Genomic DNA, 14,578 nt, shown 5'->3' on the forward strand with positions numbered 1-14,578 from the left:
CTCATGTTAGACAGGCGTGATTTTCTACAGCAAAGCGGAATCGTAGTAAGTGGATTTGTAGCAAATATTCCCTTACTAAACAGTTCAAAAAAATCAAAAATGAAGCAGGATAAAACATTCGATGTAATCATAATAGGAGGCAGTTATTCCGGATTGTCAGCAGCCATGGCATTAGGCAGGGCGCTACGTAAAGTACAGGTGATTGATTCCGGAAACCCCTGCAACAAACAAACACCACATTCGCATAATTTTTTAACCAACGACGGTAAAACTCCGAAGGAAATAACCAGTCTGTCTAAACAGCAAGTGAAGCAGTATCCAACAGTCCGTTTATTGGATGGATTCGCCAGCAAGGGCACCCAAACAGCAGAAGGATTTACTATACAAACCGAGACAGGTGAACTATTCAGTTCAAGGAAGCTAATCGTCGCTACTGGTATCAAAGATAGTATGCCTCCCATTCCAGGCTTTGCTGAAAGCTGGGGAATCAGTGTGCTGCATTGTCCTTACTGCCACGGTTATGAAGTGCGGAATCAGACAACTGGTATCCTGGCAAATGGTGATGCAGCTTTTGAACTGGCTTCTTTGATTTCAAACTGGACAAAGGATTTAACCATTTATACAAACGGCTCATCATTACTTTCTGATCAACAGAAAGCCAAACTTGAAAAAAATCAAATTGGTATTGTAGAAACTGAAATAAATCGGCTGGATCATACCCATGGGTATATCAACAACATCGTTTTCAAAAACGGATCAAAAATACCCGTAAAAGCCATCTATGCACGACTTCCCTTTGTTCAGCACTCTTCGATACCACAAGAACTAGGAGCTGAGCTCACCCAGGATGGATTTATAAAGATTGACAATGCGCATCGAACCTCTGTTCAGGGGCTATATGCCTGTGGTGATAACACTACGAAAATGCGTACGGTAGCTAATGCAGTATCCATGGGTACTACTGCAGCATTTATGGTGAACAAGGAATTGATTGAAGAAGACTTTTAATATACATTTTATGAAACGATTCTTGTCTCTTGTAACTAGCCTGATCTTTATTTTTCTTGCATCCAGCAGTTATAGTCAATGCGGAAACAGAATCCTGGATCCCAATATTGGTGCTTTTTTAAAAGTTATTGCGTATAAGGATCTGACTATTGAGCAATTAAGGAGCATGCCTATTGAGCAATTGAAATATCCGCAATTGCCGCTGATTCCTTATCCAAAAGAAGATGTCAGGCGAATTAAAATTACAAAAGACAGTATTCCCGTAGTAGTGTTTAATCCGATGCACAAAACCAATCTTCCTGTTATCATTCACTACCATGGTGGTGGTTTTATTTCTCCTCTCGTAGAGGGCTTGGAATACTCCTTATGGCAGGATGCAAAAACCTACGAAGCAATTGTATTTGCCGTTGATTACAGGGTAGCACCTGAGTTTAAATTCCCCGCTGCAGTAGATGATAGCTACAACGCGTTCAAATGGATTTCAGAGAATGCACAACCATTCGGTGGTGATACCGGAAAAATAGTGCTAATGGGCAACAGTGCAGGGGCAAACCTGGTCTCCGTTATTACGCATAAGGCGAAGAAGGATAAGCTGGTCAATCGGATCAAACTTCAAGTAGTAAACGGATTGCCGGCTGATTTGAGTCCGCAAAATATGGAACGCTCTGTTTCTTATCAGGAAAATGCAGTCGGTTATTTTCAGACCAAAGCACTCTGCTATTTTGCGGTGGAGAACTATGCGCCGGATCAATACAATAATCCTGAAGTATCACCACTACTTAATAAGGACTTCGTCGGCTTACCACCTGCTGTTATAATTACAACAGAATTTGATCCGCTTCGCGATGATGGTACTGCTTATGCAGGCAAACTAAAAAAGGCAGGCGTGCAGGTTTGGGAAAAATGTTTTGCCGGACAAATTCATTGTTTGATTGGGTTACTGCCGGGCGCAAAACCCTTGCAGGAGTTTGAATCATTGGTTAAAACAGCTATGGCAGCCAGCTTCAAAAAATAGAACGATGAAAGCTTTTGTAAAAACCAAATATGGCGGTCCTGAAGTATTACAACTGGAAGAAGTTGAGCTACCAACCTTGAAAGATGATCATCTCCTTGTAAAGGTCTATGCAACTGCTGCCAATCCAGCTGACTGGCATCTTTTGAGAGGGAAACCATTCTTTGCAAGATTTACATCCGGACTTTTTAAACCAAAGGAAAAAATTCCTGGTGCTGATTTTGCCGGTATCGTGGTAGCTAAGGGCAGCTCCCTAACCAGTTTTGAAGTAGGTGATCATGTAGTTGGCGGAACCTTGTTGGGAGGAGCGTTCGCCGAGTTTATAAGCGTTCCTGCATCCATATGTGCGAGGTTTTCAAAAGAGATCAGCTTTGAACAAATGGCAAGTCTGCCAATAGCCGGATTAACCGCCTTTCAAGCTCTTTTAACCCATGGCAAACGCAAACAAGGAGAAACTGTTTTGATAAACGGGGCAGCAGGTGGTGTCGGACATTTTGCCGTGCAGATTGCAAAAGCCTATGGAGCAATAGTAACCGGCGTCTGTTCCGGCAGGAATGCTGATTTCGTAAAGTCATTAGGTGCCGATAAGGTAATTCCCTATGATACCGAAAACATCCATCTGCACAATGGGAAATACGATCTGGTTCTTGATGTGAATGGAAATCTTACTCATGAAGATTTCAACAGAATGGGTAGGAGGGGAGTACTGATTGGTTTTACTACGATGAAACATATGTTTTCAACACTTTTCAGAAAAGCATTCAGCAAATTCCCGTTGATCCAATTTACGGTCACTGTCAATACAGCTGATTTACAAACATTAGCAACAATGGTAGAAGAGGGAAAGATTAAACCCCAAATCGAAAAAATATTTTCATCTAGTGAAATACCAGAAGCTATCGGTTACATAGAAGCAATGCGTACCAGGGGTAAAGTAGTTATGAAATGGTTGGATGATCTAATTGGCTAGAGACATCGCAGTACTTCATTCATTTTATTAATAACAGAGGCAATAAAAAAACACCCACAAGATGGGATGGGAAAGCTATTGTCAATAAAACAAGCATCATGCAAAAAATCACATCATTTTGGACAGTATTAATTTTAGTGGCTCTATCATCAGTCACTTCAGTTGCGTATTCACAAACAAGCAAATTTAGCATCGCCCTCAATTCTCTGACGACCAACTTCAATTATGGCAGTGCTAATTCCGATCTGAAATCCTACAAGAAGGACTACCGGGGATTTCAGGCAGGTATTTCCTACCAGGCAGGTATCACACCCATTTTCTCTATTGTACCTGAACTCTATTTTGCAATGAAGGGGGGTATACTCCAGAAGAACAATCCGCTTACAGGTGGAAAGTCAACACTACGAATCAATAGTCTGGAACTTCCGGTTTTAGCTCGTGTACACTACAAAAAATTGTACCTGAATGCTGGTCCGTATGCTGGTTATAATGTTGGTGGGCGCTTGAAAGTGGAATAATCAGCCAATTCCGTTAAATCATCAACCAGGCTATCGTTCGGTACTGATGCTACAGATTTGAAACGATGGGATCTTGGCTTTCAGGCTGGCGCAGGATATAACTTCCCCCTTGAAAAGTCTACATTCACCTTAGATATTCGGTACGGATATGGATTGGTAAACATATCTCGGGAGGTGGACCGCTATAACAGAATGCTAAACATCAGCCTGCAAGTTTCAAGGTTATGAACATTTTTCTAAATAATCAGCAAGAGCTTAGAAGTGGTTGGTGGGTAGCAGTATTTTTCCTGGTACTGGCAGCTTTTACCTTTCCATTAATCCTTGTTTCGCAACACTACAATTGGGAAATCTCCATCCATCAGCAGGCTTTCATTGTGGTTGTAACAACGCTTGTTTGCCAGGCCATGCGAAAAAAGCCGATAGCTGAGTTAGTTGGAAAACTGAATCTAGACCTGGTTAAAAACAGCTTGTTAGGGTTGGTAGCGGGGGCGATTCTTATGCTCCTACCTGCCCTGGTTCTAACGGCATTAGGAATCGTTCACTGGCAACAGGGCACAGCAGGTCTTGATACCTTGTTAAGCTTGACAATGGTTTCTTTCTCTGTGGCAGTAGCGGAAGAATTTTTATTCAGAGGATTTATTTTTCAGCGACTCAGACAAAGCATAGGTGTATGGGCTGCCCAATTGCTGATCGCAGGCTATTTTTTACTCACACATATGGGCAATCCCGGTATGGCAGGAAGCATTCAACTACTTGCTTCTGTCAATATTTTTATTGCTTCGATTATGTTTGGGCTATCCTATATAAAACCAATAGTCTCATTATGCCAATTGCCTTTCATTTTATGGCAAATTGGGTACAGGGCACGTTGTTGGGATTTGGGGTAAGCGGCAATGAACAGGTTAGTTTATTAAAACCTGTTTTTACCAACACCTCAGCATGGTTGACAGGTGGAAACTTTGGACTGGAAGCAAGTGTGCCGGGTTTGATTTCAGTAATAATAGCAACAATACTACTCTATCGCTGGAAACCAATCCAGTAAGTATCGATTCATCAATTAAAATAGAAATATGAAAATCGTAATTGTGGGTGCTTCCGGCACCATGGGCAGCTATTTGTCCAATGCATTTGAAAAAGAGCATGAAATAGTTCGTGCAGGTAGAACCGGTGCAGACGTGAAAGTAGATATTACTTCCTCGTATTCCATTGAAGAAATGTATCAACAGATTGGAGCTTTTGATGCCCTGATCTCTACTGCTGGTCCGAGTTTTGTTGGTCCCTGGAAAAATCTAACTGCGGAAACCTTTCGGATTGGAATGGATGGTAAAATGCTGGGGCAAATCAACCTGGTTTTGATTGGGCAACATTATATCAATCCCAAGGGTTCTTTTACCCTGATCACCGGTGCCCTAACACATGATCCTCAGAAAAATTTTGCCAATGCTTCTGCAGCGAATGCTGCAGTGGAGGGATTTGTGCGGGCTGCTGCCATTGAATTGCAAAACGGGATCCGGATTAATGCAGTTAGTCCAACAGTAATTGAGGCTTCCCCTCAGTATTTCCCTTTCTTCCCCGGTGAACTTCCCGTTACTATGAAACAACTTGAGTTTGGGTTCAGGAAAAGTGTGTTTGGTGCTAATACCGGACAGGTTATTAAACCGTATTAAATTCCAACGAAAAACAAGCAAGTAACACAACTTGCTTGTTTCTGTTTAATTATTGATCAATCATTAATAAATCTCTCTAATTCTTTTTCCACACCAACCGGGTCCTTACTTCCCTTAAGATATCTGTTGAAAAATGAAAGCACTAATTGATTGGTTATTCTATGGTGCTCATCTCTGCTGGGAGCTGTAATAAATGCGAGTGGCATCATATAAGTGAAATCTGAAAAGCTCATGTGATTGGAACCTTTTACTGTAAAAGAATGGTAGCCATTTTTGGCAAATGCATTAATTCGCTTATTCCATTCGTCCCAAATCAGGTATTGATAGTATTCTCTGGATGCATCAAACTCTTTTAATTCTTTATCTGACATATCCTCTGTTCGTTTATTATCTGAACGCAACTGCATGAATGGTTGCTCGAATCCAATTTTATACGCATTTCCAAAATAAAAGCCATCCATGTTGATGCCAGCTTTGAAACGTTTATCGTAAACCAGGGTAGTAGCCGAAGTTGCACCACCAAAGGAATGCCCGAATACTCCAACCTGTTTAAGATTCATTTGATCCGCCAGGAAATAGTTTCCTCCCTGCTGTAATTGTTCCAACTGATCCAGTACAAACTGCTGGTCTTTGGTCCAGGTTTCCATCATGGCTGATGAAAATGAGGTATCCTTCATTTTACTCAGGGGCTCCACTCCTCCTTTATTTCCATCCCTGAAAACCGTTCCTGATGCATTGAAAGTATGTTCAATGCTAACTATTATATAACCATGGGATACTAATTCTCCATACATGAATGAATTCTGAAAGCGATTACCATCCCACCCATGCGAGAAGAATAATACGGGGAACTGCTTTTCAATAGGGGCTGCGTGTTGTTGGTCAAAGTATCCCGTTTTTGTTCTGGTTAAGCGTTTGATAAGAAGCTTCGGAACCCTGAAGACACTGTTGATATCCTCCTCTATTGCTACTGGTGAAGGAGAGTACGGCACTGTTGGACTGTTCTCTTTTATTGACGCAGGGTAATATATTTGTACCAACAGCCTTCGGTGATCAGCCGGGTTATGGGTATAAGGCTCCAATCTGGCGGTATCAACCAACTCCAGCAGAGTGGTGCCAACCTGGTATTGGCCGGAAGGTTTGGGAAATTTGGCGCGTGAGTATAAATCATAACTACCAAAGGCAAGGATAAATGTTGACAATAAGACAAGAACCAGCATTGATTTTTTTAAGTTTGACCACTTTTTCATAATGAATGTTTTTTTTGTTGATGAATGAGGACGCAAAAGTGGAAACTGAGGGAAGTTTATTCGCCCCGATTTATTAGATCGGACCAACTATTGGTTCTGATAATCAAATCGAACCGTACGAGTTTCTTAGGTTATTGATTGTCAATGCTATATTGCTTTACAAAAACTTGGTTTTCGGATGAATGCACTCAATCTGATGTTGACCATTACGGTGTTTGGAATCCTTCAGGGAGCTATTTTGGCCGGACTCCTGTTCAGTAGATCAAAGGGAAGTTCAAAGAGTAATTTTTTCCTGGCTTGTTTTGTGGGTGCCATTACGCTATACCTGTCTACTCCGGGCTTACAACAGATTTGGGGATGGCGGGTAATCTGGGTAACCGACCCGCTGACTTTTTTGGTTGGTCCCTTTCTTTACCTCTATGTTATCAGCTTTACCCAAAAAATCGGTACCAGGCAGGTGCTGTTGCATTTGTTATGGGCCATTATTTATTACCCGATCGTTTTTGTATATGTTAAATTGGTGGAACCTTTTGTTAATGCTCAGTTTGCTGTTGAAGCTTCCCCGTACGCCTGGATTTCGTTGTTAATTAGCTCAGTAAAATTTGGGCAACTGCTGTTCTACTTCCTGTTATGCAAAAGGGCCTTACTTGTTCATAAGAAAATTATTGCTGACAGTTTCTCAGAAACGAGCAAAATTGATCTGGATTGGGTTCGAAGGGTGGCAAATCTTTACCTAATACTGGTTTTAATTTCCATCGGTCTGTATATGCTAACCTATCGGTATCCTGCCCAGGTATATACCATTTCTTTGGTTAACCTGGTTTTACTTTCTGGCTTCCTGTATTATGTTTCAATTAAGGGTTTATTGCAGCCTGCGATATTCAGAAAAAGGGGAGAAGGAGTAACAACTGGTAAACAGTATGTCAGACCTGTTGTTCAAGAACTTTTAATGGACAATAAGCCTGGCAGGAAGTACCAGAAAAGTGGCATTGAAAGGGAAAAACAGGAACTAATTTGTCAAAGGGCAATAGAAGTACTTGAAAAGCAAAAACTTTATACGGAACCAGAGCTGACTTTACTCGAATTGGCTGATCAATTGAAATTTCCACCTTACCAGGTTTCGCAGTCGCTAAATGAATGTTTAGGCAAAAGCTTTTATGATCTGGTTAATGGATACCGGGTAAAGGAAGCAAAGCGCTTATTGAATGATCCTGAAAAATCGAACCTGACTGTTTTATCTATTGGCTTTGAAGCAGGTTTTAATTCAAAAACAACTTTTAATTCAGTTTTTAAACAAAAAACCGGGATGACACCAACTGCCTATAGGAAAAATAGTGCAGATTAATAGCTTTAAATGATGGATGCATTTTAAACACTCATCCCCTAAACTCCTCCTTATACTGCGTTCCAATTGGAATAATGGTAGCGCCGATTTCAATTTCTGCAGCAGTATAGGAGCTTATCTTGGTTTTATTGATAAGGAATGATTTGTGCACACGGACAAAATTCTTTGATAATTCCTGGTCTAGCTGACTGATTTTATATTTCAGTAGCAGTGAGGTGCCATCCACCTTGTGTAGTTTGACATAGTCCCGGATGCTCTCAACATATAAAATTTCATTTTCCGCCAGTTGATAGGTTTTAGCGCCGGATTTTATAAATACCGTTTTTTCTTTAGTTGGATCCTGCGCTACACTTTCTCTCTTTCTGTGCAATCTGAAATACTTATCAATTGCCTGGGAAAAGCGAATAAATGTTATAGGTTTTAATAAATAATCAACAACATCTAAATCATAGCCTTCCATGGCATACTCACGATAGGCAGTGGTTATTATTACTGCAGGTGGATTTTTCAATGCCTTTAGCATTTCGAGTCCCGTTAGTTTTGGCATCTGTATATCCAGGAAGAGCAGATCTACCGAATATTGCTGAAGGAAGGCCATGGCTTCTACCGCATTGGTACAGGTGCCCGCCAGTTGCAGGGTGCCAAACTCCTGCACATGTTTTTGCAGCAACTGGATGGCCAGGGGTTCATCGTCTACCAGTAAACAGCTTGCTTTCATGTTAAATCAATCGATAAGTGTGTACTAAAGATACCACTGTCTGTCTTCATGTCAAATGTATAGCGACCAGGATATAGCAAGTCCAGTTGCTTTTGCAAATTTGTTAACCCAATTCCCTGGCCTTCCGGTGAGCTTTCGTCAAATGAATTTTCTGCTACCAATTCCAGGCGATTGTTTGCTGCTTTGATGTCTACCAAAAAATGAATTTGTCCGTTTACACCGCCTGCACTGTGTTTCAGCATATTTTCTACAAGGGTCAATAATAGCAGTGGTGCTATCTTATAGGAATTGTCCGTACTAAAGGTAAAGGAAGGCTTCAATCGGTTGCCATATCGGATTTCACCCAGCTCCATATAGTTTCGTATTAATTCAATTTCTTTTTGCAGTAATACATAGTTGTCCGTACATCTGTATAATACATAATCCAAAATAAAGGAAAGCTTTTCAATAGATACTGCCGCCAGTGGAGATTGCTGTAAAGACAGTGAGTATATATTATTTAGTGTATTGAACAGAAAGTGTGGATTCAACTGGGATTTTAACGCAATAAGTTCTGCCTCTTTTTTCTGCTGTTCTGTTTCTAATTGTTTTCTCAATACCATTTGACGATCCAGTATCAGGTAGAATATGATAAAGGGTAGGGCACCAGCTATATTCCCAATAATATAATGCTGGATCAATACCGGGATGTCAGTAGCAATTTGAAACAGTGATTCCTTTTCTTTGTGAATGCCCAGCAAGGGTTCCAGCAAGTAGATTACCCCTATTCGGTTGATCAGTCCAATCAGGTAAACTGATACCATCAAATAAAGCGAGCCGGTAATCAAGGATTTTTTTTCCAGTAGTAAGGGCAGCACCTTTAAACAGATTACATAACTGGTTGCGCCAACTGCCAATAAGTGAAAGAATAGTTTCAGCAGTAAATCAGGGGAAATGGACTGAGCTACTCCGCCTTCATCCACCATAAAAATTCTCTGTGCTATATAAATGAAATAGATCGTGATCCAGAACAGGACATGTAGTATCCATTTATTGCTGTTTCCCGATACCATTGAGTTTTATTTAAAAATATACAAAAAGCAGCAGCGGAGGGACCCCAACATACAAACAAGTTCATTCCTGGCACAAACAAGCCTTTTCCGCAGACAAACCATTAAATCGCTTGTTTGTCTGCTGTATTCATTCGTATGCCGATTAGTCCGTGAAGAGGATTGCTGAAAAAATAAATTGCACTAAAAAAATGACTCGTACAATTATTTTGATCGCTGCATGGCTACTGCTTCTTTCAAAAAATGCTGATGCACAATCCGACAGGCAACAAATCCAGGAACTGCTTCAAACCTTTATGAAGGCCCTTAAGGATAAAGACAGCCTTACCATGTACTCCTTGTTTATTAATAGTCCGGTTACCTGGGTTCGGGTCTGGAAGCCCACTACCCTGGAAGCGAGGCGGAAACAAAACCCTAATGAAAAGGAGCTGGCTGAATCTGATCATAAATCCTGGTTTAGGCGGGTAATGCAGGGTGGTATAAAGGAAGAATATTTTCTAAACCCCGTTATAGCCGAAGATGGAAGTATTGGTTCGGTAACCTTTGATTACAGTTTTTGGAGTAATGGAGTGAAAGGGAACTGGGGAAAAGAAAGCTGGGCGCTTGTTAAAGAAAATGGTAAATGGAAGATTGCCAGTGTGATTTTTTCCGTTGAGCTGGAGAAAATAGTACCTCAAAAAGAGGGTGTGTTTTCCGATAAGCCAGTACTTCATCCCAAAATGGATGCCTATTTGAAAGCCCTTGTGGATACCGGCCGCTTTCAGGGTGTAGTGTTGGTAGCAAAAGGAGACAGTCTCTTACACCACCAGGCCTATGGAAAATTTGATTGGTCTACCGGCTCATCTAATCAGTTGGGAACACAATTTTTGATTGGCTCTCTCACTAAGTCAGTGGTGGCGGTTGCTATCATGCAATTAGTGGAAAAGGGAAAGATTAGTTTGAACGCACCCATAAAGCAATACCTGCCTGAGTTAAAGAATAGTATCGCCGATGGTGTTACTGTGCATCACCTGTTAAAGCAGCAATCCGGACTCAATCAATTCATTGAAGATTGCACTGAAATCGAGGTGATGGATATAAGCTCTCCAGAGTTGATTACTATTATCAATAAGGCGCGCAGGGCATTTGAGCCCGGTAAAAAATTTGCTTATTCCAACCTGAATTATAATTTACTGGGTATCCTTATAGAAAGAGTAACCGGACTTTCCTATACCGATTACATGCAGCAAAAAGTCTTTGCACCATTGGGCTTGCAGGCTACAGGAATTGAAAGGCTTTCCAATATCCCCACTAATAAGGCAGTAGGTTATCGTACCATGAATGGAATTTTCAGACCTATTCAGAATGTTACTTCCTATGCGCTTGGTACCGGAGATATTTATTCAACAGCTGCTGATCTCTTCACATGGGGACAAGCACTGCATAAGGGCCTATTGGTAAGCGATGAAAGCAGGAGGCAACTCTTCAACGGAGGAGATAAAGATTGGGGTTATTATGGATATGGTTTCCGAATACAGCCCTACCAGCGGGCATCTGGAATCAAGAATGCCGGTACCTTAATTCGACATGGAGGAACCATGAATGGTTATATTTCAAACTATCATTACTATAAGGAAGATGAGCTGACAGTTATCCTGTTATGCAATAACAGGGATATTCCTATTCGGAGAATCACTTATATACTGAAGGAAATAGCAATGGGAGAGCATTCATCAAACAGAATCAATAAACACCTGGAGTAAATGGATTCTTACTTATTAACAATTGTCAATCTGTAGCCTGCAGCTTTTCCCCAATTTTGACATCAAATCATAGTATGGCATTCTTCTTCGGGTTCCTTTCTTTGCAATTGGTTATCTGGTTGATAAGTAGATATATGAAAAGGGGACCCTTTCAGTCCTTTTGGGCTGCAGCAAGGCTGGCGCTGCCGCTTATGTTTACTCAAGTGGGTATGGTGCACATCCTGCAACCAGATAGCCTTAGCTATATGATTAATAGTTTGCTGCCAAATGCCCGAATGATTATTGTCCTTACAGGAATTTTTGAAATCCTGGTACCCTGGGGACTGCTTTTCCCCGCCTATCGCAAATGGACTGCCTATCTGCTGATTGCTTACCTGGTTGCCATTTTTCCTGCTAATATCCAGGTGGCTGTGAATGGACTTTCCGCCCCAGGCGGTTTACCCAGCGCTCCCTGGTACACCTGGAGCCGGTTGCTGTTTCAGCCGGTTTACATGTATTGGATTTGGAGAGCGTCAACCTACAGGCAATTGGCAGTAACCAATTTGCAGTAGTCGACTAACCTACGTACTTTACTTACAAAGTTTACACTGATGACTCCAGATAACCCCAACAATATTTTTGAGCGCCTTAGCAATGGCCATTCCATTTCACCACAAGATCCGGATCCACACCTTCTACTGCAAGCTTCCTATGCTACCAGGGCATTGTTGCTCAAAATGAATAACTCTGCTGATCCCGACGAAGTGAGGCAACTCCTCAGCCAGATTACAGGTGTTGAACTGGATCCCTCTGTTGCAGTGTTTACCCCCTTGTATATCAATTACGGCCGCAATACCCAAATCGGCAAAAATGTATTTATCAATTTTGATTGCGTTTTCCTGGACCTGGGCGGAATTACCATTGAGGACAATGTGATGCTGGCTCCCAGGGTTAGCCTTCTATCGGAGGGGCATCCTGTTTCTCCGGCAGAGCGACATGGACTGGTGCCCGGCAAAATACATATCAGGAAAAATGCCTGGATCGGAGCCAATGCCACCATTTTACCCGGCGTAACGATTGGTGAAAATTCTATTGTAGCCGCTGGCGCGGTGGTTAATAAAGATGTGCCGGATAATACGGTGGTGGCCGGCATTCCGGCTAAGGTGATTAAAACTATTGCAATCAATCAACCACACGGAATCCAGGATTAAGATCGGGCAAACAATTTTGTCCGGTGTTTTTTACCCCATTGCCGTAGGGAAACAATGACGTCATCTAATGATTTCCCATACTCAGACAAGCTGTATTCCACCGTGGCAGGCTTGGTATCGTATACTGTGCGTATTACCAGTTGATTTACTTCCAGATCGCGAAGCTCCTTCGATAACATCCTTGGCGTAATGCCTTCTACATCCCTTTCCAACTCCTTAAATCGTTTGTTGCCAAAAGATAAAGCAATTAAAATGGGTAGCTTCCATTTGCCATTGATAATATCCAGTACATCTCTCACAGGACGTATGTATTCAATACATTCTTTTGATGATTTCATACCAAGGTGTTTTTGCTATACTGTAGTATAGTAGTATACAATAGTATAGTAGTTACTAATGTATAGTAAAGGTAAATAGCTTTGCTTTATTATTTACTCCAATACATTAAAAAATGAAAGTTTTAGTTTATGGTGCAGGTGGTTCTCAGCAATTCCCTGTAATTAAAGCATTGAAAGAGAAAGGAGCTACTGTTATAGCTACTACGAGTCAGGAGGATAAGTTGGAACTCCTGCAACAGGCCGGTGCTGAAGCTCTACTGGCAAATATGGCCGATAAAGACCGCCTGTTGGAGATTACAAAAGGAGTCGATGCGATCTCCTTTTTGGTACCCTTCTTTTTACCTAATCCATTGGATGGATATGAGTATGCAAGGAATGCCATTGATGCTGCCGTTGCCAGTAAGGTAAAGTTATTGGTGTGGAACTCCAGTGGTTTTATCCTTCCGGTGAAAATTGGAAACCCGGCTATGGATATTCGTATTGACATCGCTGGCTATTTGCAGGAAAGTGGACTACCGCACATTATTATCCAACCCTCGGTATATGCTGAGAATTTGTTAGGCCCCTGGACTGCCCCCTTTGTAAAAACAGAACAAACCCTTACGTATCCTACTCCTGAAGCAATGCCGGTGGGATGGATTGCTACCCGGGATGTAGCCGCATTGGTGGCAAAAGCCTTATATAGTCCAAATTTAGCCGGACAGTCATTCCAGGTAAGTGGAATGGAAAACCTAACTGGAAACATGCTGGCCGATAAGTTTTCCATTGGATTGGAGAAACGAATTACCTATCGTCAATTGCCACCCGCTGATTTTGGAAAAATACTGGATGGGCTTTTCGGACCAGGTGTTGGTAAGGGAGCTGAAACTATGTACCAGGAAATTACGGATACGGGCAACTATCCGGTTATGTACAATCCGGACATGGCGGCTGTTTTGGAGAAGCTACCCATAACAATGACCCATATAGAAGAGTGGGTGAGGGAGCAGCATGCCGTTTTTAACTAATCACCACAACTGCATGCCGAAACCTAAGTTTTTGGCAATTCACCAGGCGTCCCAGGATATAAGTTGAACGCTCCTGGGACGTTCCTGGGTTATAGCTGGGCTGGTTCAAAGACGTAGGATGACGTAGGATTGCGAAGGATTAGGGAGGATCAAATTTTTTTCCTATATTAGAAAAAACTCATACAATGGCACATCTTCCTAAAAACCACCTCCTAAACGGAAGCCAGGGGGCGATCGGCAAAAGAGTAGTGTTGAAAACCATCGGTGGCGAGACATTCGCCTGTAAGTACCCCGATATGACTCGGGTTCAATTCAACGATAAGCAAAAAGAATGTCAGTCGGTCTTTGGACAGGCTGCCAAATACGGTAAGTCTGTTTTGATGGATTCAGAAAAAATAAAAGAATATCAGAAATTAAAAAGAGATAATAAAAACCTTCGTTCTAAAAGCATTTATCACCTGGCAGTGCAGGATTTTATTGACAAAAACAGTCCAAAGAAATCCAACAAGAAAATTAAACAGCTGCTTCGCTGGTATCAAAATGAATTTAACCTAACAGAGAGACAATACATTGCCTTGCAAGAGCTATTTGAAAATGGCTCCCTGACCAATTCCATCTACCAGCAAATCAACCAGGTTTCCAAAGCTACCGCCACCCGCGATTTGCAAAACCTGGTGCAACAGGGGATACTTACAACACACTCCAAAGGCGCCGGTGCTACCTATTCTTTAATTGGCTCATCGGGTGCAATAATTGGCTCATAA

The 14,578-nt window shown here is 41.7% G+C and carries 16 protein-coding genes and 1 pseudogene; 13 read left to right on the plus strand and 4 right to left on the minus strand.

The features are described 5' to 3' along the window. Nucleotides 1–3 precede the first annotated feature (3 nt). From MD536_RS18260 to MD536_RS18290, 7 genes and pseudogenes are all read left to right on the plus strand, one after another. Nucleotides 4–1,008 carry an NAD(P)/FAD-dependent oxidoreductase gene (locus MD536_RS18260; RefSeq protein WP_317208134.1) on the plus strand — a complete coding sequence of 335 codons (1,005 nt, stop codon included), beginning with the start codon at nt 4–6 and terminating at the stop codon, nt 1,006–1,008. A 10-nt stretch (nt 1,009–1,018) separates the two neighbouring features. After that, nucleotides 1,019–2,023 (plus strand): alpha/beta hydrolase, encoded by a 1,005-nt coding sequence (locus MD536_RS18265; protein WP_239602754.1) that lies wholly within the window; start codon nt 1,019–1,021, stop codon nt 2,021–2,023. A 4-nt stretch (nt 2,024–2,027) separates the two neighbouring features. Further along, nucleotides 2,028–2,990 carry an NAD(P)-dependent alcohol dehydrogenase gene (locus MD536_RS18270; protein ID WP_239602755.1) on the plus strand — a complete coding sequence of 321 codons (963 nt, stop codon included), beginning with the start codon at nt 2,028–2,030 and terminating at the stop codon, nt 2,988–2,990. Nucleotides 2,991–3,088: 98 nt separating this feature from the next. Next, nucleotides 3,089–3,736: pseudogene (locus MD536_RS22290) on the plus strand (porin family protein). After that, nucleotides 3,733–4,395 carry a CPBP family intramembrane glutamic endopeptidase gene (locus tag MD536_RS18280; RefSeq protein ID WP_239602758.1) on the plus strand — a complete coding sequence of 221 codons (663 nt, stop codon included), beginning with the start codon at nt 3,733–3,735 and terminating at the stop codon, nt 4,393–4,395. The pseudogene MD536_RS22290 and the gene MD536_RS18280 overlap by 4 nt, the downstream one beginning before the upstream one ends. Next, entirely contained in the window at nt 4,353–4,550 is a 198-nt protein-coding gene (locus tag MD536_RS18285) for a hypothetical protein (protein ID WP_239602760.1), read from the plus strand. The genes MD536_RS18280 and MD536_RS18285 overlap by 43 nt, the downstream gene beginning before the upstream one ends. 28 nt (nt 4,551–4,578) lie before the next feature. Further along, nucleotides 4,579–5,175, plus strand: coding sequence for a short chain dehydrogenase (locus MD536_RS18290; RefSeq protein WP_239602761.1), 597 nt, complete (start codon nt 4,579–4,581; stop codon nt 5,173–5,175). A 56-nt stretch (nt 5,176–5,231) separates the two neighbouring features. Here the strand turns inward: MD536_RS18290 and MD536_RS18295 are convergent, their stop codons facing one another. Further along, nucleotides 5,232–6,425 carry an alpha/beta hydrolase family protein gene (locus MD536_RS18295; RefSeq protein WP_239602763.1) on the minus strand — a complete coding sequence of 398 codons (1,194 nt, stop codon included), beginning with the start codon at nt 6,423–6,425 and terminating at the stop codon, nt 5,232–5,234. A gap of 178 nt (nt 6,426–6,603) precedes the next feature. Between MD536_RS18295 and MD536_RS18300 the strand changes: the two genes are divergently transcribed. Next, on the plus strand, nt 6,604–7,770 hold the full coding sequence (locus MD536_RS18300; protein ID WP_239602764.1) for a helix-turn-helix domain-containing protein: 1,167 nt from the start codon (nt 6,604–6,606) through the stop codon (nt 7,768–7,770). Between the two features lie 31 nt (nt 7,771–7,801). Here the strand turns inward: MD536_RS18300 and MD536_RS18305 are convergent, their stop codons facing one another. Then, nucleotides 7,802–8,488, minus strand: coding sequence for a LytR/AlgR family response regulator transcription factor (locus MD536_RS18305; protein WP_239602766.1), 687 nt, complete (start codon nt 8,486–8,488; stop codon nt 7,802–7,804). Continuing rightward, a complete protein-coding gene (locus MD536_RS18310) occupies nt 8,485–9,540 on the minus strand; it encodes a sensor histidine kinase (protein ID WP_239602768.1) in 1,056 nt (351 codons plus the stop codon). Before MD536_RS18310 ends, MD536_RS18305 begins: the two co-directional genes overlap by 4 nt. A 188-nt stretch (nt 9,541–9,728) precedes the next feature. On the opposite strand from MD536_RS18310, the gene MD536_RS18315 reads away from it, so the two are divergent. The 3 genes from MD536_RS18315 to MD536_RS18325 all read left to right on the plus strand — a co-directional run bounded on the left by MD536_RS18315 (nt 9,729) and on the right by MD536_RS18325 (nt 12,469). After that, nucleotides 9,729–11,279 (plus strand): serine hydrolase domain-containing protein, encoded by a 1,551-nt coding sequence (locus MD536_RS18315; RefSeq protein ID WP_239602769.1) that lies wholly within the window; start codon nt 9,729–9,731, stop codon nt 11,277–11,279. A 134-nt stretch (nt 11,280–11,413) separates the two neighbouring features. Further along, a complete protein-coding gene (locus tag MD536_RS18320) occupies nt 11,414–11,830 on the plus strand; it encodes a DoxX family protein (protein WP_239602770.1) in 417 nt (138 codons plus the stop codon). 39 nt (nt 11,831–11,869) lie between these two features. After that, nucleotides 11,870–12,469 carry a sugar O-acetyltransferase gene (locus MD536_RS18325; protein ID WP_239602772.1) on the plus strand — a complete coding sequence of 200 codons (600 nt, stop codon included), beginning with the start codon at nt 11,870–11,872 and terminating at the stop codon, nt 12,467–12,469. On the opposite strand, the gene MD536_RS18330 is transcribed toward MD536_RS18325, so the two are convergent. After that, nucleotides 12,466–12,807, minus strand: coding sequence for a winged helix-turn-helix transcriptional regulator (locus MD536_RS18330; RefSeq protein WP_239602773.1), 342 nt, complete (start codon nt 12,805–12,807; stop codon nt 12,466–12,468). The genes MD536_RS18325 and MD536_RS18330 overlap by 4 nt on opposite strands. 113 nt (nt 12,808–12,920) lie before the next feature. On the opposite strand from MD536_RS18330, the gene MD536_RS18335 reads away from it, so the two are divergent. Next, on the plus strand, nt 12,921–13,814 hold the full coding sequence (locus tag MD536_RS18335) for an SDR family oxidoreductase (protein WP_239602776.1): 894 nt from the start codon (nt 12,921–12,923) through the stop codon (nt 13,812–13,814). Between the two features lie 185 nt (nt 13,815–13,999). Continuing rightward, nucleotides 14,000–14,578 (plus strand): DeoR family transcriptional regulator, encoded by a 579-nt coding sequence (locus tag MD536_RS18340; RefSeq protein WP_239602778.1) that lies wholly within the window; start codon nt 14,000–14,002, stop codon nt 14,576–14,578.

Source organism: Flavihumibacter cheonanensis (assembly GCF_022352215.1).
Classification (GTDB): Bacteria; Bacteroidota; Bacteroidia; order Chitinophagales; family Chitinophagaceae; genus Flavihumibacter; species Flavihumibacter cheonanensis.

Coding starts and splice junctions, on each gene's coding strand:
- MD536_RS18260 (WP_317208134.1), top strand. CDS start 4: ATGTTAGACAGGCGTGATTTTCTACAGCAAAGCGGAATCGTAGTAAGT.
- MD536_RS18265 (WP_239602754.1), top strand. CDS start 1,019: ATGAAACGATTCTTGTCTCTTGTAACTAGCCTGATCTTTATTTTTCTT.
- MD536_RS18270 (WP_239602755.1), top strand. CDS start 2,028: ATGAAAGCTTTTGTAAAAACCAAATATGGCGGTCCTGAAGTATTACAA.
- MD536_RS18280 (WP_239602758.1), top strand. CDS start 3,733: ATGAACATTTTTCTAAATAATCAGCAAGAGCTTAGAAGTGGTTGGTGG.
- MD536_RS18285 (WP_239602760.1), top strand. CDS start 4,353: ATGGCAAATTGGGTACAGGGCACGTTGTTGGGATTTGGGGTAAGCGGC.
- MD536_RS18290 (WP_239602761.1), top strand. CDS start 4,579: ATGAAAATCGTAATTGTGGGTGCTTCCGGCACCATGGGCAGCTATTTG.
- MD536_RS18295 (WP_239602763.1), bottom strand. CDS start 6,425: ATGAAAAAGTGGTCAAACTTAAAAAAATCAATGCTGGTTCTTGTCTTA.
- MD536_RS18300 (WP_239602764.1), top strand. CDS start 6,604: ATGAATGCACTCAATCTGATGTTGACCATTACGGTGTTTGGAATCCTT.
- MD536_RS18305 (WP_239602766.1), bottom strand. CDS start 8,488: ATGAAAGCAAGCTGTTTACTGGTAGACGATGAACCCCTGGCCATCCAG.
- MD536_RS18310 (WP_239602768.1), bottom strand. CDS start 9,540: ATGGTATCGGGAAACAGCAATAAATGGATACTACATGTCCTGTTCTGG.
- MD536_RS18315 (WP_239602769.1), top strand. CDS start 9,729: ATGACTCGTACAATTATTTTGATCGCTGCATGGCTACTGCTTCTTTCA.
- MD536_RS18320 (WP_239602770.1), top strand. CDS start 11,414: ATGAAAAGGGGACCCTTTCAGTCCTTTTGGGCTGCAGCAAGGCTGGCG.
- MD536_RS18325 (WP_239602772.1), top strand. CDS start 11,870: ATGACTCCAGATAACCCCAACAATATTTTTGAGCGCCTTAGCAATGGC.
- MD536_RS18330 (WP_239602773.1), bottom strand. CDS start 12,807: ATGAAATCATCAAAAGAATGTATTGAATACATACGTCCTGTGAGAGAT.
- MD536_RS18335 (WP_239602776.1), top strand. CDS start 12,921: ATGAAAGTTTTAGTTTATGGTGCAGGTGGTTCTCAGCAATTCCCTGTA.
- MD536_RS18340 (WP_239602778.1), top strand. CDS start 14,000: ATGGCACATCTTCCTAAAAACCACCTCCTAAACGGAAGCCAGGGGGCG.